The following is a 16,033-nucleotide window of genomic DNA, read 5'->3' as shown; positions in this document are numbered from 1 at the left end:
TGGATAAGAGTCGAGCGGCGTGTCTCTGTCCAGAAAGCGGTTGATACCGGCAGAGTTCTGCAGGACTGCGATAACAAGATGCTTGCTGTATTCGGCTTTGGAATCACCGGTTATCTGCACATAATCGTGCCCCAACCCGCCAAGCACTGGCCAAAGAACGTCACCGATAGTCCCAGCCCAGTTCCAGCGTTGGAGATCTAACCCCTGCACAGCCGAATTGACGTCTGCGTTAATAATCTCCTGAATGGGCGGCATCCCTCTAGCACCCAGCACATGCGTAGATACCTCTAACGCTAAGTCATCCGAGGCCTTTTGGAAATTGGCATCCGTTAAAAGCCGTCCTGTCGTCGCCACTGCAAACTTCATGGAGCCACGAACAACATCACTTTGAAACGTTCGGTCGTTTGAGTTAATCGATTTTGCAGCATCCAGCCATGTGGCGATGGACTTCATTTCCGCAAGAGCTGTTGGATCCTGCGAGGCCTTTATCTCTCGGGTCACAATTTCATGCATATACCCGTACACCGCCGGATAATTTTTCTGCTCCTGAAACTGTTTTAATTTTACTAGCTCTTCCAAACTGAAATTAACGACATTCATCCATAAACCCTTAGTTAACTATTACTTGCTTAAGAAAGCTCATAACAAACCTATCCATCGACCTTATATCTTCATACTTACGCGCATACTGATAAGACACCCGTAAATCTTTAAACAAACGCTTTGCCAGCCAGAAACGCTTATGATCTGTAGCGAATACAGTTTCGCCTTCACCTCCGTCAAAAGTTCTAGTAGTAAGCCCCCCATAGTCGTAAAACTTGACACCTTCAATTATTTTCGAAGGTATCTCGCCTTCTAAAAATGCACCTTCTTGAAAAGAAGAACGTAAAATCGGAAACATTCGAATCGTGACAACCGAGTTATCCACCCGCGGCCTTACCACTTTCATGCTGGGATACTCAATGGAAATGGTAAAAACATCACCACCATAATCAATCAACCGACAATCTTCAGGAGTCATATAAAACCGAAATACTCTTCCTGACTTTTCGCTATCTGAAAATCCACAACCGGGAAAATCATCGCCATTCGATGCCGAATAGATTTCCATATATGGATTGTCTTTAGGCTCCGGTATCAAGCAATACAAAAACAGCACGCTAGCTGCTCCAACCCCCAACCAAAATAGCAATCGCTTTACATAACCATTCATTATTGACCCTTAACAAATTTAACCTCAAAGAAACTTCAAAGGGGACAGATTTATTTTTCTGGAGTTGATCCAGACTTAAAATACATCTATCCCCTTTTAGCTTCTCCCTTTTTTGCGTATCGGAGATCCCCCAATTACCGTTCCCTCAAACTCTCATCCATATGCTGTTGCAACGGACTCAAAAAGTACTCGATCACCCGCCGCTGATCGGTCTTCACTTCCGCCGTCACCGACATCCCCGGCGACAGCGCCACGCGTTGGCCGTTGATCATCAAATGGTCGGTTTTCAGGCGGATGCGGCTGCTGTAGATCGGCCCGCGTTTTTCATCGTCGATGGCGTCGTTGGAGACGCTGAGGACTTCACCGGCGACGGTGCCGTATTTGGTGAAGGTGAACGTTTCGACCTTGACCGTGACTGGTTGGCCGGCGCGGACGAAGCCCACGTCCTTGTTTTCCAGCATGGCTTCCACTTCCACCGGTTGGTCGGCGGGCACGATGACCATCAGTGGCTGGGCCTGGGTGACGACGCCGCCGACGGTGTGGATCGCCAGTTGCTGGACGGTGCCGTCTACCGGGGCGTTGAGGCTGGTGAGGGTTTCCTGGTAGCGGGCCTTGGCCAGTTCCTCGACCAGGCTGGCAGCTTTTTGGTTGGCTTGCTGTTGCAGGTCGAGCATGGCGCGGCGATTTTGCGCGACGACGCCTTCGCGCCGACGCCGCGCTTCGCCTTGCGCGGCGGTGGATTGCAGGACGCTGGCCTGCTGCACGCTCAATTGGCGTTGCAGGTCGAGGCGCGCCTGTTCTTTTTCCAGGTATTCGTGGCGTGCGACGTATTGTTGCGCGAGCAGGCGCTGGTAGTCCTCGGCCAGTTGCGTGGCAATCGGCACGGTCTGCCGAAGGCTCGCTACCTGGGCCTGGGCGGACTGGATTTCGGCGTTGCGCTGGAGGATTTCCGCGTCGACCAGTTCCAGGCTGCTGCGGTATTCCTGGTACTGACCTTGCAGCCAGCGCTGGGCGCTGAGCACCTGCTGCGGATCGGCGTCGGCAATCGCCCCGATAAGTGATGCCGGCGATTTTTGCTGATTGATCGCGTCGAGCATCGCCGTACTGCGGGCACCGTCGATGCGGGCGGCGAGCAAGTCGCTTTGAATGCGTCTGACGTCGGCGTCGGCGGCCGTCGGGTCGAGTTCGACCAGCAATTCGCCGACTTTCACCGCCTGACCGTCGCTGACATGAATGGCCCTGACCACCGCTGTTTCACTGGACTGAATCAGCTTGGTCTTGCCACTTGGCACGATCTTGCCGGAGGCCACCGCCACCACTTCGATCTTGCCCACGCACGCCCACAGCAGCGCCAGCACGGCGAAGCCCATGATGCTCCAGACGAAGATCCGTGGCGCCGGGTGCACGGGGGTGTCCTGCAACTCCAGCGCGGCCGGGAGAAACTGTGCTTCATGGGGCAAGCGCTGCACGCTGTCCATCTGTTTGCGCTGGCGCCAGGATTCGCGCCAGGCGTGGCGGTAACGCTGCATTAACGAAGGCGTTGCGCTCATGGGAAATCGATCCTTGAATCCGGACTACAGTGAGTGCCGCCGCGCCCGATATCAGGCGCGGTCGACAAACCAATGACGAGTGATTGAAGGGCTGCTTCAGCCCTGTTGCATTCGGTGCAGGCGCGAATAGTGGCCAGCCTGATGGGTGAGCAATTCGGCATGACTGCCCTGCTCGACGATTTGCCCGCGATCGACCACCAGAATGCGATTCGCATCGCGTACCGCCGACAACCGGTGCGCGATGATGATCACCGTGCGACCCGCGCAGATGCTTTGCATGTTCTGCTGGATGATCCGCTCAGACTCGTAGTCCAGAGCGCTGGTGGCCTCGTCGAAAATCAGAATTCGCGGGTTGCCGATCAAGGCACGGGCGATGGCCACCCGCTGGCGCTGACCGCCGGACAGCGAAGTGCCGTGTTCGCCGACCATGGTGTCGTAGCCTTCGGGCAGTTCCAGAATGAACTCGTGAGCGCCGGCCATGCTCGCCGCGTGCATCACCGCTTCGAGCGGCGCGCCCGGATCGCTCAGGGCAATGTTTTCGCGGATGCTGCGGTTGAACAGCATGTTGTCCTGCAGCACCACGCCGATCTGCCGGCGCAGGGAGGAAACGTCCGCCAGGGCCAGGTCCATGCCATCGACCAACACCCGGCCGCGCTCGGGCACGTACAAACGCTGAAGCAGCCGCGTCAGGGTGCTTTTACCGGAGCCGGAACGCCCCACGACACCAATGACCTCACCGGCCGCGATCTGCAGGCTGACCCCACGCAGGACTTCCGAGCCATCGGCGCGATAACGGAAATGCACCTGGTCGAATTCAATCAGCCCCCGCAGCGGTGGCAACGCACTGCGCGTGGCCTGGGACAGTTCGGTGCGGGTGTTGAGGATGTCGCCCAGACGCTGCACTGAAACGCCGGTTTGCTGGAAGCTGGTCCACAACTGGGCCAGGCGCATGATCGGCCCGCTGACGCGACCGGCGAGCATGTTGAAGGCAATCAGTTCACCCACCGACAGTTGGCCGTCGATGACCAATCGAGCACCCAGCCACAGGGTCGCGACCGTGACCAGTTTGCCGATCAACGACACGCTTTCATTGGCGATGGTCGACAGAGTCTGGGTCTTGAAACCGGCGGCGACATAGGCCGCCATCTGGTTGTCCCACTTGCGGATGGCCTGAGGCTCGACCGCCATGGATTTCACGGTATCGATGCCGTTCACGGTCTCCACCAGAAACGCCTGATTCTCCGCGCCGCGGGTGAAGCTGTCCTGCAAGCGGGCACGCAACAGTGGCGTGACGAATAGCGAGACCAGCACGTACAACGGCAATGACATCAGCACGATCAGGGTCAGCCAACCGCTGTAATAGAACATCACCAGGACGAACACCACGGAGAACAGCACGTCCAGCAACAAGGTGATGGCATTGCCGGTAAGGAAGCTGCGAATGTTCTCCAGCTCACGCACCCGGGCCACCGAATCACCGACGCGCCGGGCCTGGAAATACGCCAAGGGCAGGTTGATCAGATGCCGGAACAACCGCGAGCCCAACTCAACGTCGATACGGCTGGCGGTATGGGCAAACACGTAGCTGCGCAACCCGCTCAGCGCGGACTCGAACAGCATGATGCCCAACAACCCGGCGGCGATCACGTCGAGGGTGGTCAGGCCGTGATGCACCAGCACCTTGTCCATCACCACCTGGAAAAACAACGGCGTGACCAGCGCAAACAGTTGCAAGGCAAAGGACACCAGCAACACTTCGCCGAGCAACTTGCGGTATTTGACGATGGCCGGAATGAACCAGGTGAAGTCGAACCGCGAGGTTTCACCCGGCAGGCCTGACTCGGAACGCACCAGCAAAAGTTCGCCGGTCCAGCGCGCCGCCAGGTCTTCGAAGGAGATGACTTCAGGGCGCTCCGCACGCGGATCCTGAATCAGCGCCTTGCCTTGATCCAGCTTGGCAATGATGAAAAACGTGCCGTCGCCATTGGCCGCAATCGCCGGCAGCGGCGTGCGGTCCAGACGGGCGATGGTGGTGTTGACCGACTTGGCCTTGAGCCCCAGCTTGCGTGCGGCGAGCAGCAGTTCCCGGGACGTGAACAACTGTTGCGCGGGGGCGAATTCGTGGGCCAATTGCTCGGCGGAGGCTGCCACCGAATGAAACCGGGCCAACATCACCAGACACACAAGACCTGTGTCTGCCATGGGCGACTCAGCGCCCCTTCCTACATTGCTCATAAGCTTCCATGCCTGCCGTGAACGGCAAAAAATTCCTCAATCTTTCAATAGGTTATATCAACCTCGAAACAATTAGTATCGTTGTGATATCACCGCGTGAGGTTTCTTTCACTCAGGTGTATGAGTCAGCAATCAGAGCGCCCTGCGCTCCTCGGGCGGCAGGAAATCGCGATCGGCGTCGTAGTCTTTGGTCAGGTACATCGCCAGATCCGTCAGGTCAGTGGGGCTCAATGTCCCCGCCGCCTGTTTGAGTTTGAGCGTGTCGATGATGTAGTCGTAGCGCGCGTTGTTGTATTCACGCACCGCGCTGTACAACTGACGCTGGGCGTTGAGCACATCAGCGGTGTTGCGCGAGCCCAGGTCACGGCCCACCTGGTTGGCCTTGACCGAGGCCTGGCCGGAGCGAATGGTCTGTCGGCGGGCCATCACCTGTTCGATATCGGAGTTGACCGCGCGGTAGAAATTGCGGGTGTTCTGCACCACTTCGCGGCGCCGGTCTTCGCGCTCGTCTTCACTTTGTGCCAGGCGCTCGGTCGCTTCGCGCACTTGCGAACGGGTCATGCCACCGCTGTACAACGGAATGTTCAACTCCACGCCGATGCTGCCCTGGGCCACATTGCCCCGGTAGCCATCGCGGCCGAAATCCGTCGGGTTGCTGTAGCCAAAGCTGTCATTGTCGCCCTTGCGCCACGACGCCACCGCGTCGACGGTCGGTGCATAACCGGCCTTGCGATGGCGATGGGTTTGCTCGGCGGCGATCACCGCATAATTGCTGGCTTGCAAGGCAAGGTTCTGCCGTACCGCATGACTCACCCACTCATTGGCATCGTTGGGGGCCGGAAGCTCCACCGGCAACTGGTGCGCAATGCCTTCGATTGACGAGTAATCCTGGCGTGTCAGACGGGCCAACCCTTCATACGCATCCTCAACCTTGCGCTCGGCGAGTTTTCGATTGGCACCGGCGTTGTCATAAGCGGCCTGGGCGTCGAGCACATCGGTGATGCTCGAGGCACCATTCTCCAGCCGCGCCTGGGCCTGTTGCTGCTGGCGCTTGAGCGCGACTTCCTCGGCTTTGGAAGCCGCCAGCAAATCCAGCGCACGCAAGGTTTCGAAATAGGCCTGGGCGGTTGTCAGCACCAGCCCTTGTTCCTTGGCCCCCAATTCCAGCTCGGCTTGTGCGGTACTGGCGTGAGCCGCTTCGAGTTGAAACCAGCGATCGGCCCGAAACAGCGGCTGGTTGAGACTGGCTTGAAATACCGCCGTACTGCGCGAGCGTGTCAGGCCTGGCTCATCACGTTGCAGGCGCACCGACTCCACCGTGCTACCCGCGTTGAGCGTTGGCAATAAACCGGCCCGGGCTTGCGGAACACTTTCGCGTTGGGCCTGGTAATCATGCCGCGCCGCCGAAAGCTGCGCGTCGTGTTCGACCGCCTGACGGTAAACCCCGAGCAAATCGGCGCGATCGGAACTGGCGTCGGCCAGCACCGAGAGAGTCATTAACGAGAGGGAGAACAGCGGAACAAAAAAACGGGTGGGGGCAGTCATAACAATCCGTGTCGAGTAGCGGTAAAACGATTCAGCCATGCTGACAGGGGCGCATCCTACGCTCGGCCTCTCGCCACAACAAGGCAGAAGTATAGCTACTAGTGTCCTCGCAAGATCAGTCAGTCAAGCCAACGGCCCCCGTTGCAGGGGCCGTCGTAAACGTCTGGGTCAGTGCGTGATGCACACCGACTTCAACTCGGTATACGCCTCGATCACGGCGCGACCAAACTCGCGACCCATGCCTGATTGCTTGACGCCGCCATCGGAGCCGCTCGCAGGTGAAGCAGGCCGTGGATTTGCCGTGGTTGCCGATGACGTGCGCAGCCTCGCCGGACGCACGCAAAACCTCGGCTGCCGAGATCCACCAGATGATCGAAGAACTGCAAATCGGCGCGCGCGAATCAGTGACCTCCATGACCGAAAGCCAGCAGCACAGCGAAGAAAGCGTCAGTATCGCCAACCTGGCCGGCAAACGGCTGAACAACGTGACGCAGCGCATTGGCGAGATCGACAACGTCAACCAGTCGGTGGCGGCGACGACTGAGGAGCAGACATCGGTGGTGGAGGCGTTGAACGTCGACATCACCGAGATCAACACCCTGAATCAGCAAGGGGTGGAGAATCTGCAATCGACGTTGCAGGCCTGTACCGAGCTGGAGCGGCAGGCTGGGCGGTTGAATCAGTTGGTGGGGAGTTTTCGGATCTAAAAGGCGTTCTGACGAAGGTATCGTGGGCCAGGTCCTCGGCCTGCTGACGATTTCTCAGGCGACGGGTCCAGGTCCCGACCAACTCTTCGTAATGCTCGAAAAAGCCGTGTCTGCGGGGCAGCTTGGGGGTCATTGCGGTGTGCTGTGAAGACGGGGCGTGAATAGTAATGCTTCCTATTAACCTGGAGCAATGGATTCCAGACCGGGCGCTACACAGGTTTTTGCACCCTTTCCAATTCGCGGGTGACCCTGTGCGTGGGTGGCGGGACAACGACCAGCCGACCTGTTTGTAACGGGGCGCCGAAAGGCGCCCTTTTTTCTACGCTGAAACCTGCCCCTGCAATCGTCGGCCGACGACATCCATCAAATCACAGCCATCGCGCAGTGAAGTCACCAACACCCGCGCCAGTTCACTGTGGACACCTTCGCCAAACGCAATGCTCTCCAGCAGTTGCGTTGCGGTACGAATGCGGTAGGCCGCGGTTTCATGCAACACGTCCAGGGGGGCTTCAGTGTCGATCAGCAATGATGGGATGTTGCAGTCGATGCCAGTGATAGGCATGTATCGATCCATGATGAAAAACCTCCATTGAGTAAAGGCACACGATTATTCAGCGCTGGCAGTTGGACGACCTTCAGACGATCCCCGGGGCGGCTCCAGGTTGTCCAGCGCTCGATTGACCAGCAATTCACCCAGCGCCGACAGTTGCTGAATACCCACAATGACATGGCGACGAGGGCCTTCCAGTTCACGGGCGAGATCGGTGGCCATGACACTGAGGGAGGCGAGGGTTTCAGAGGCGTGACAGAGCAAGGCTTCCGTGTCGACATCCGGAACGACGGCGAAGAAATAGCTGGCAGATGCGGGACGTGTGTGAGTGCGTAGGGGCACGCTGACGAGTTGTTCGGCGACTTTGGTGGGACGGGATGAATCGACGGTGTCGTTGGGGGAATCGTTTGGTGATTCTGCGGATTTGGTTGCGAATTTTTTCATAACAAAGCTCCTTGCAAAGTTGGAATATGCAAGTCCCACACTGCCAGCCGGGACAAGGATGCTTACTGTACGCATATTATTTGAGAGGTAAAAACATTAACAATAAATTTAACTTTGTTAATCAAACAAGTGAACATCTGTGCAAAAAAATGATAATAAGTGGTTAATATTTGTACATTCCAGCTAGATTCGATGGTTACAAAAAACAGATGGCTCTACCGCTTTAAACCGTGCCACACATAAAATCATTATTACCACCTTGTTTCTGTAAGAAAATTCCTTAATTTGCCCGTGCGCCCCGCCGCGAAACATTATCTAACGTTTGCCAACGTGCTTGCAGCATTATTTTGCACATAATTCAGGCATTCAAGATGCAAGGTTCTCTGAAAACAACACCAACATCGTTACTCAGCTGTATCGGGATATTTTTTTCTAGCAATAAACAAATGGTGATTTTTTATGCACAGAAAAGAAAAAACAGAAAACTTGAAAAATAACATTAAATATTTGATAAAAAGTCGCGGAGAAACACAACTATCACTATGCAACTCCGTTGGTTTAACCAGAACTACGATATACAACATATTGGAGGGTAAGGTTGTAAACGTTCAACAGTCCACAATTCGCAAGATTTCCGATTTTTTCGGAGTATCCTATCAAGAAATAGAAAGCATAGATTTTGAGAAGAAAGAGACAATAGAAAGTAGTATTTCCCTTCACGGAAATATGAATCCAGCAGCAGTCCCCATAATAAAAGAAAGCTTGCTTATTCAGAACCTGGACAAAAGAATCGGTGAGCTAGCGACACTTCACCCCTTGACTTATTATTTCGGTGCGGCGTGTAATTTAATCGGCGTTCTTCTGGAGAGCGAAATCAGTGGAGCCAATGAACCTGGAGATCTGCTAATAATAAACAAGGGACTTTTGAATAGCGATAGAGAAAAATTAATATATAACAAGACCACAAGAAAGTTATTTATAGCCAATGATTGCGCTCTTGCTTCTGATGTTTTCTGTGTAGTAGGGGAAATCGTTGAGGAAAGGTTTAATGGTTAACAAGGGCGAGATCGAGAACAGCAAGTACAAATTATTAGGATTTGAGAGCGATAAAAACCTAGCGATAATCATGATTCTCTCCACTGGCAAAGTTATAAAAATAACGCTTAGCGCGCTAGTAAAAAGCGAGATACTAGACAATTTAAACAAAGCAGAAATAAAAAGCGTGTATCGAAAGTTCTATTCTCGCGGAGCCGCACTGACCGCATACGAAGTAAATGATCGTCACGAAGGAGCATGGATTATTTTTGTTATATTAAATCTAATACTTTTTACGTTGTACATCTTTACAAACTTCGCCACGGCAAAATTGTTTTATCTAGAACAATTTAACGTCATTATCACCCCTGGCGTCTTCTTGTACCCATTGACATTTTTAATAGTCGACTTATTGAACGAATTTTATGGATTCAGGCTTGCAAGAAAAGCTATTTTATTTGCATTCTTAAGTAACGCTTTTATTTTTGCTCTGTTAAACGCCACTAGCTATCTCCCAGGACTGCCTAGTTGGAAGTTTGACACCTCCTACGGCGAACTCATCAACCATGTTTCATCCGCATTAGTGGCGTCTTCTGTCTCTTTTCTTTTTTCCGAGTACGTAAACTCTTATTTGCTATGTAAAATAAAAGAACTTACAAACTCCAGACTTCTTTTTCTGCGAGTATTTTTTAGTACATTCTTCGCAGTGATAATCGACAGCGTCCTTTTTTGCTTTATTGCGTTTTATGGAACCATGCAAAACAGCGAAATATTACATATAGTCTATGTTCAGATAGCTATAAAAATGTGTTTTGCTGTTTTTAATATTCTACCTGCCTACGGGGCGAGGTCATTGTTTAAAAGGTACACCGCTCGTATCCAAACAGCATAAAACCAAGGGGAGCTAGCAGCTAATAGCTCCCCTCTGGTCAGGAAGTTTCATTTCAAATACCTAGTTTAATTTTTAGACTGCTCCAGACCTCCGCTCTGTTCCCCAAAAACTCACTCAACCCTTTCGCACGAAGAGCACAAGCATCACAGTCGCCGCACCCACTTCCCATTATCCCGTTGTAACAAGTCAACGTATGGTAACGAATCAAATCCAGCTGCTTATGGTAATCAGCCAAAGCCCAGGTCTCAGCTTTATTCAGCCGCATAAGCGGCGTCTCGATCCGTACCTTATAGTCCATGCCCAACTGAATGGCGCTATTCAACACCTTAACAAACTCTTCACCACAATCCGGGTAACCAGAGCTCTCTGTTTCACACACACCCGTGATGACAGCTTCGGCACCCACTTGATAGGCATAAATAGAAGCCAACGTTAAAAACAGAATATTCCTGCCGGGCACGAACGTATCAGGCACGCCCTCCCCCGTACTCCTTGCAATTAGAATGTGGTCCCGCGTCAAACTGCTAATGGCCAGTTCGCTTAACAACGAAGTGTCCAATACCTTGTGCACCTTCACGCCAAGCTGTTTTGAAAGCTGTTGCGCCACTTCGATTTCCGCACGATGACGCTGGCCATAATCAAAGGTAATGCAGTGAATTTCATCGTATATCGGCAATGCATGGATCAAGCAGGTGGTTGAGTCTTGTCCGCCGCTGAAAACGATAACGGCCTTTCTGGTCATGGTTCGTTCTTCCTTGGAGGTGCCCCGGCAGGACGCCGGGGGCCGTTGACCCTACCGGGAAGCTCAAATTCTGGGTGTGGGAGGTTTCCGAAATGATCGTCTCCGATTTCCGTTTGTGTGATTTCCCTGTTGAGGGTCAACAGCCAGCCCTCCTCCGCTACCACCTGACGACCGGCAACAAAAATCAATTGCCACAAAATATTACCTACGTCATATTACACGCGTAATAAGGACCCGTTTCCCACAGGTAATCTCCATGACCAGCATGCCCACCCTTGAACCCGACCTTGCTGTCCCGGTGAGCACACCCAAGCCTCCCCTGCTCAAACGGTTGATCTTGCTGACTGCGGTCATCGCTGCCCTGGTGTTCGCCGGGCTGTATGCGACTCACTGGTGGACCGCCGGCCGTTTCATCGAAGAGACCGACGACGCCTACATCGGCGGCGATGTGACGGTGATCGGGCCGAAGGTGGCGGGTTATATCGAAGAGGTGTTGGTGACCGACAACCAGAAGGTCAAGGCCGGCGATGTGCTGATTCGTCTCGACTCCCGCGATTACCGCGCCAACCTGGCCAAGGCCGAAGGTGCGGTGGCCGCCGAAGAAGCGCTGCTCGCCAATCTCGATGCCACCGAAGAATTGCAACACGCGGTGATCGGCCAGGCCCGCGCGGGGATCGATGCCGCTGGCGCCGAAACCGCCCGTTCACGGGATGACGATGCTCGCTATAAAAAACTGGTCGGCAGCAACGCCGTCTCGGTGGAAAGCGCCCAACGCGCCAACGCCACCTTCAAAACCGCCCAAGCCCTCAGCGCCCGGGCCCAGGCGGAATTGCTCGCCGCACAACGTCAGTTGAATGTGATCGCAACCCAGAAACAACAAGCCCGCGCTGCACTGATGCAGGCTCGCGCCGAACGTGATCTGGCGCAGTTGAACGTGGGTTACACCGAACTGAAGGCCCCGGTGGACGGCGTGATCGGCAATCGCCGGGCGCGGGTCGGCGCTTATGCCCAGGCCGGTTCGCAATTGCTGTCAGTGGTACCGGCCAGCGGGCTGTGGGTTGATGCCAACTTCAAGGAAGATCAGCTATCGCGAATGACACCGGGGCAACGGGTGATCATTCATGCCGACGTGCTTTCGGGGCAGGAATTCCACGGTCATCTGGACAGCCTCGCGCCGGCCAGTGGTTCGCAGTTCAGTGTGCTGCCGCCGGAAAACGCCACCGGCAACTTCACCAAAATTGTTCAGCGGGTGCCGGTGCGCATCGTGCTTGATCCGGCCGATGGTGTGCTCGGCCATCTGCGTCCGGGCCTGTCGGTCACCGCTGAAGTGGACACTCGCAAGGAACCTGCAACCCCGGCCGTGGCCAGCGCGCCATGAGCCGCGCCCTCGCCGCCCCCGCGCAACCGTTCAATGCCGCCGATATGGCAACGGCGACCAAGGTGTTTGCCTTCGCCACGATGTGCATCGGCATGTTCATCGCGCTGCTGGATATCCAGATCGTCTCCGCTTCGCTGCGCGACATCGGCGGCGGGCTCTCGGCGGGCACCGATGAAACGGCGTGGGTGCAAACCAGTTACCTGATCGCCGAAATCATTGTGATCCCGCTGTCCGGCTGGCTGTCCCGAGTGTTCTCGACGCGCTGGCTGTTCTGCGCTTCAGCGGTGGGTTTCACCCTGGCCAGCCTGCTGTGTGGCGCGGCCTGGAACATTCAGAGCATGATCGCCTTCCGCGCCCTGCAAGGGTTTCTCGGCGGTTCGATGATCCCGCTGGTGTTCACCACCGCGTTCTTTTTCTTCACCGGCAAGCAACGGGTGATCGCGGCTGCAACCATTGGCGCAGTGGCGTCGTTGGCACCGACCCTGGGGCCGGTCATCGGCGGCTGGATTACCGACATTTCATCCTGGCACTGGCTGTTCTACATCAATTTGGTGCCGGGGATTTTCGTCGCGGTGGCGGTGCCGATGCTGGTGAAAATCGATCAGCCGGAATTGTCGCTGCTCAAAGGCGCCGACTACTTGAGCATGGTGTTCATGGCGCTGTTTCTCGGTTGCCTGGAATACACCCTCGAAGAAGGCCCGCGCTGGAACTGGTTCAGCGACAGCACGATTCTGACCACGGCATGGATCAGCGGACTGGCCGGCCTGGCGTTCATTGGTCGAACCTTGCACGTCGCCAACCCGATCGTCGACTTGCGCGCCCTGAAAGACCGCAACTTCGCCCTTGGCTGTTTCTTTTCGTTCGTCACCGGCATCGGCCTGTTCGCCACCATTTACCTGACGCCGCTGTTTCTCGGCCGGGTGCGTGGCTATGGCGCGCTGGACATTGGTCTGGCGGTTTTCTCCACCGGGGTGTTCCAGATCATGGCGATTCCGCTGTACGCCTTTCTGGCCAACCGCATCGATCTGCGCTGGATCATGATGATCGGCCTGGGGTTGTTCGCATTGTCGATGTGGGATTTCAGCCCGATCACCCATGACTGGGGGGCCAAGGAATTGATGCTGCCGCAAGCGCTGCGCGGGATTGCCCAGCAACTGGCGGTGCCGCCGGCGGTGACGTTGACCTTGGGTGGTCTGGCACCGGCGCGGCTCAAACATGCTTCGGGGTTATTCAACCTGATGCGAAACCTGGGGGGTGCCATCGGTATCGCCGCGTGCGCGACCATTCTGAATGACCGCACCAACCTGCACTTCACCCGGTTGGCGGAAAACCTCAACAGCACCAATGAAGCACTGAATCAGTGGCTGTCCCAGGTCGGCAACAACTTCGCCGCCCTTGGCCAAAGCGGTGACGCGGGTGTCACCGCCAGCCTGCATCAGCTGTGGCTGCTGACCTACCGCGAAGCGCAGACGCAAACCTACGGCGATGCATTCCTGATGATCATGGTCTGCTTCATCATCGCCACGGCGATGGTGCCCTTGATGCGCAAGGTGCAACCACCGGCCGCGCCGAGTGCCGATGCGCATTGAGCCCAGGTGTCACTCCTGAGGCATTTTGCGGAAGCCTACTGCCAGGCGGTTCCAGCTGTTGATGGTGGAAATCGCCACGGTCAGGTCGACCATTTCCTTAGGCGTGAACTGTGCGCAGACCAGTTCGTAGTCTTCATCAGGGGCGTGGGTCTGGCTCAGCAGCGTCAAGGATTCGGTCCAGGCCAGCGCCGCACGTTCACGGGGTGTGAAGAACGGCGTTTCACGCCAGACCGACACCGCGTACAGCCGACGTTCGGTTTCACCGCCCTTGCGGGCATCGGCAGTGTGCATGTCGACACAGAAGGCGCAGCCATTGATCTGGGAGGCGCGCAGCTTGACCAGTTCAATCAAGGTTTTTTCCAGAGGCAGCTTCGAAACAGCGGTTTCCAGCGCGATCATGGCTTTGAGTGCATCGGGGGAAGCGGTGTAGAAATCGATACGCGGTTGCATGGTGGGCTCCAGTCATAAAGGGCGTGGAGCTACGTTAATCCCGCACTGAGATGCAGCAAATAGCCAATTATTGGGAAGTTGAGGATGCCAATGGGGTACCTCCTGCCCATGTCGTCCTCATCCGAAATGCCTTTGCCACACCCGCGCCCATGACCTTCAAGCCCCTACGCTCGATTGCGCAGCCACTGCAAAAACCCCTTCTTCTGCACAACCCTAGGCGCTTCCTGAGTCAACGTCTGCGCCTTGTTCAAGCGGAAATCCAGTAACGCCTTCATCGCTTCGCTGATGTCATGTCGCGCATCCAGACACGGTTTGAGGTATTCCTTCTCGATCCGGTACAAGCTGCAGAACGTCTTGGCGCTGAAGTCCGCCGGTAGCGCCGTATCGGACAAAATACCGCCCTCGCCGATCACCTCACCCGGCCCCATGCGCCCGGACTCGAACTTGACCCCACCACGGCTTAGCTCCACCGACACGACACCGGATTCGATGATGAACAAATGATCGCTGACCTCCCCCGCTGGCAGGATCATTTCACCGGCGCGGAAGTTCTGCAGGGTCATGTTCTGGCTGAAGGTTTCTTTCTCTTCCTGACGCAGGGTCGAGAAAATGTTCGACGCCTCCAGCAATGCCCGTGGCCGCGACAGGTTGGCAGGTGCATTGGGTTCGACGTTCGACAACAGGCTGACACCGCTGGCCTGCAAGTGCCGGAATGCCAGGTCGAACAGCAGATTACGGACCATGCGCTTCTGGTCCATGGAGACCACGAAACCACTGATTTCGTATTCCACGCCGGTGGCGCTGGAGCCTTTCAACGCGACACACGGCGCCGGTTTGCTCAACAGATAACGGCACCCTTGCATCGCCCGTTCCAGCGCGTCGATCACCGTTTGCGGACGCGCGTGCGGGCTCAGTTGCAGGCTGATGGAGACACCAAAAATGTCGCTGGGACGGCTGAAGTTGATGATCTTGGCCTTGGCCGCCAGCGAGTTGGGAATCACCGCCATGCTGCCTTGCGAGGTTTGCAGGCGCGTCGCGCGCCAGTCGATATCGATGACCCGACCTTCGGTGCCGTCGATCGAGATCCAGTCATCCAGTTGATAGGGTTTGGTGGTGTTGAGGACGATGCCGGAGAACACGTCGCTGAGGGTACTTTGCAAGGCCAGGCCGACGATGATCGCCAATGCGCCTGAAGTCGCCAGCACACCCTTGACCGGCAGATCGAGTACGTACGCCAAAGCCGCGATGATCGCGATCAGGAAAATCACCGCGCCGAGCAAATCCTGGAGCAAGCGCCCGGTGTGCCCGACCCGTTGCATCATCACCGCGCCGATCAGCACCGTCAGGGTACGCGCACCGAACAGCCACCAGCCGATCTGCAATCCGGTGGCGGCCAGGTGCAGCGGCACGTTGTCGGCCCAGGGCGCCGTTTCCATGGGGTTCAGACCTTCGTTGAACAGCAGGACACTGAACAACGAAAAAATCACCACCCGCACCAACAGTTTCCAGTTGCTGCCATTGGCACTGAGCAGGCGCCACAGCCCCAGATCGATAAGGATCAAAGCCATTGCGCAGATCAATGGATGATCGGTAAGCAGTGACAGCATCAAGCAACTCCAGCAAGGACCATTGGCGCGAAGATCTCACAGATTGGCCACATTGTAGGAGGATTTAACGCAAAACCAATGTGGGAGCGGGCTTGC

13 protein-coding genes and 3 pseudogenes are annotated in these 16,033 nt (G+C 55.8%); 5 read left to right on the top strand and 11 right to left on the bottom strand.

Features of this window, described 5'->3' with window-relative positions:
- Positions 1 to 610 precede the first annotated feature (610 nt).
- The 5 genes and pseudogenes from KW848_RS02785 to KW848_RS02765 all read right to left on the bottom strand — a co-directional run.
- A complete protein-coding gene (locus tag KW848_RS02785; RefSeq protein ID WP_218535528.1) occupies positions 611 to 1,213 on the bottom strand; it encodes a hypothetical protein in 603 nt (200 codons plus the stop codon).
- A gap of 134 nt (positions 1,214 to 1,347) precedes the next feature.
- The gene (locus KW848_RS02780; protein ID WP_218535526.1) at positions 1,348 to 2,763 is read right to left on the bottom strand and encodes an HlyD family type I secretion periplasmic adaptor subunit; all 1,416 of its coding nucleotides are present in this window, start codon (positions 2,761 to 2,763) and stop codon (positions 1,348 to 1,350) included.
- Positions 2,764 to 2,859: 96 nt separating this feature from the next.
- Positions 2,860 to 4,998 carry a type I secretion system permease/ATPase gene (locus tag KW848_RS02775; RefSeq protein WP_218535523.1) on the bottom strand — a complete coding sequence of 713 codons (2,139 nt, stop codon included), beginning with the start codon at positions 4,996 to 4,998 and terminating at the stop codon, positions 2,860 to 2,862.
- A 132-nt stretch (positions 4,999 to 5,130) separates the two neighbouring features.
- Positions 5,131 to 6,495 carry a TolC family outer membrane protein gene (locus KW848_RS02770; RefSeq protein WP_256365031.1) on the bottom strand — a complete coding sequence of 455 codons (1,365 nt, stop codon included), beginning with the start codon at positions 6,493 to 6,495 and terminating at the stop codon, positions 5,131 to 5,133.
- 216 nt (positions 6,496 to 6,711) lie between these two features.
- A pseudogene (locus tag KW848_RS02765) lies at positions 6,712 to 6,804 on the bottom strand (aldehyde dehydrogenase family protein); the annotation flags it as partial.
- On the opposite strand from KW848_RS02765, the pseudogene KW848_RS02760 reads away from it, so the two are divergent.
- Positions 6,793 to 7,250, top strand: a pseudogene (locus tag KW848_RS02760) (methyl-accepting chemotaxis protein); the annotation flags it as partial. The pseudogenes KW848_RS02765 and KW848_RS02760 overlap by 12 nt on opposite strands.
- 7 nt (positions 7,251 to 7,257) lie before the next feature.
- Here the strand turns inward: KW848_RS02760 and KW848_RS32370 are convergent.
- The 3 genes and pseudogenes from KW848_RS32370 to KW848_RS02750 all read right to left on the bottom strand — a co-directional run.
- A pseudogene (locus KW848_RS32370) lies at positions 7,258 to 7,383 on the bottom strand (RNA polymerase subunit sigma-24); the annotation flags it as partial.
- A gap of 186 nt (positions 7,384 to 7,569) precedes the next feature.
- The gene (locus KW848_RS02755) at positions 7,570 to 7,824 is read right to left on the bottom strand and encodes a hypothetical protein (protein WP_033061103.1); all 255 of its coding nucleotides are present in this window, start codon (positions 7,822 to 7,824) and stop codon (positions 7,570 to 7,572) included.
- Positions 7,825 to 7,857: 33 nt separating this feature from the next.
- On the bottom strand, positions 7,858 to 8,244 hold the full coding sequence (locus KW848_RS02750) for a DUF6124 family protein (RefSeq protein WP_218535513.1): 387 nt from the start codon (positions 8,242 to 8,244) through the stop codon (positions 7,858 to 7,860).
- Positions 8,245 to 8,703: 459 nt separating this feature from the next.
- Here KW848_RS02750 and KW848_RS02745 point away from each other — a divergent pair, with 459 nt between their 5' ends.
- A complete protein-coding gene (locus KW848_RS02745) occupies positions 8,704 to 9,300 on the top strand; it encodes a helix-turn-helix transcriptional regulator (RefSeq protein WP_218535511.1) in 597 nt (198 codons plus the stop codon).
- Positions 9,293 to 10,171, top strand: a complete 879-nt coding sequence (locus KW848_RS02740; protein WP_218535509.1) for a queuosine precursor transporter — start codon at positions 9,293 to 9,295, stop codon at positions 10,169 to 10,171. Before KW848_RS02745 ends, KW848_RS02740 begins: the two co-directional genes overlap by 8 nt.
- Positions 10,172 to 10,223: 52 nt before the next feature.
- Here the strand turns inward: KW848_RS02740 and queC are convergent, their stop codons facing one another.
- Positions 10,224 to 10,913: a 7-cyano-7-deazaguanine synthase QueC gene (gene queC / locus KW848_RS02735; RefSeq protein WP_218535501.1), complete on the bottom strand. Its 690-nt coding sequence runs from the start codon at positions 10,911 to 10,913 to the stop codon at positions 10,224 to 10,226.
- Positions 10,914 to 11,169: 256 nt separating this feature from the next.
- On the opposite strand from queC, the gene KW848_RS02730 reads away from it, so the two are divergent.
- Both KW848_RS02730 and KW848_RS02725 read left to right on the top strand, forming a co-directional pair.
- The gene (locus tag KW848_RS02730; protein WP_218535491.1) at positions 11,170 to 12,291 is read left to right on the top strand and encodes an HlyD family secretion protein; all 1,122 of its coding nucleotides are present in this window, start codon (positions 11,170 to 11,172) and stop codon (positions 12,289 to 12,291) included.
- A complete protein-coding gene (locus KW848_RS02725; RefSeq protein ID WP_218535489.1) occupies positions 12,288 to 13,880 on the top strand; it encodes a DHA2 family efflux MFS transporter permease subunit in 1,593 nt (530 codons plus the stop codon). The genes KW848_RS02730 and KW848_RS02725 overlap by 4 nt, the downstream gene beginning before the upstream one ends.
- Positions 13,881 to 13,889: 9 nt before the next feature.
- Here KW848_RS02725 and KW848_RS02720 read toward each other — a convergent pair whose 3' ends face one another.
- Together KW848_RS02720 and KW848_RS02715 are read right to left on the bottom strand one after the other, a co-directional pair.
- Positions 13,890 to 14,330 (bottom strand): carboxymuconolactone decarboxylase family protein, encoded by a 441-nt coding sequence (locus tag KW848_RS02720; RefSeq protein ID WP_218535479.1) that lies wholly within the window; start codon positions 14,328 to 14,330, stop codon positions 13,890 to 13,892.
- Positions 14,331 to 14,494: 164 nt separating this feature from the next.
- Entirely contained in the window at positions 14,495 to 15,937 is a 1,443-nt protein-coding gene (locus KW848_RS02715; RefSeq protein WP_218535477.1) for a mechanosensitive ion channel family protein, read from the bottom strand.
- Positions 15,938 to 16,033 lie beyond the last annotated feature (96 nt).

This window comes from Pseudomonas sp. PDM25 (genome assembly GCF_019219045.1).
Taxonomy (GTDB): Bacteria; Pseudomonadota; Gammaproteobacteria; order Pseudomonadales; family Pseudomonadaceae; genus Aquipseudomonas.
The sequence above is the reverse complement of the archived record's forward strand: the minus strand, read 5'-3'. Positions and strand labels throughout refer to the sequence as shown.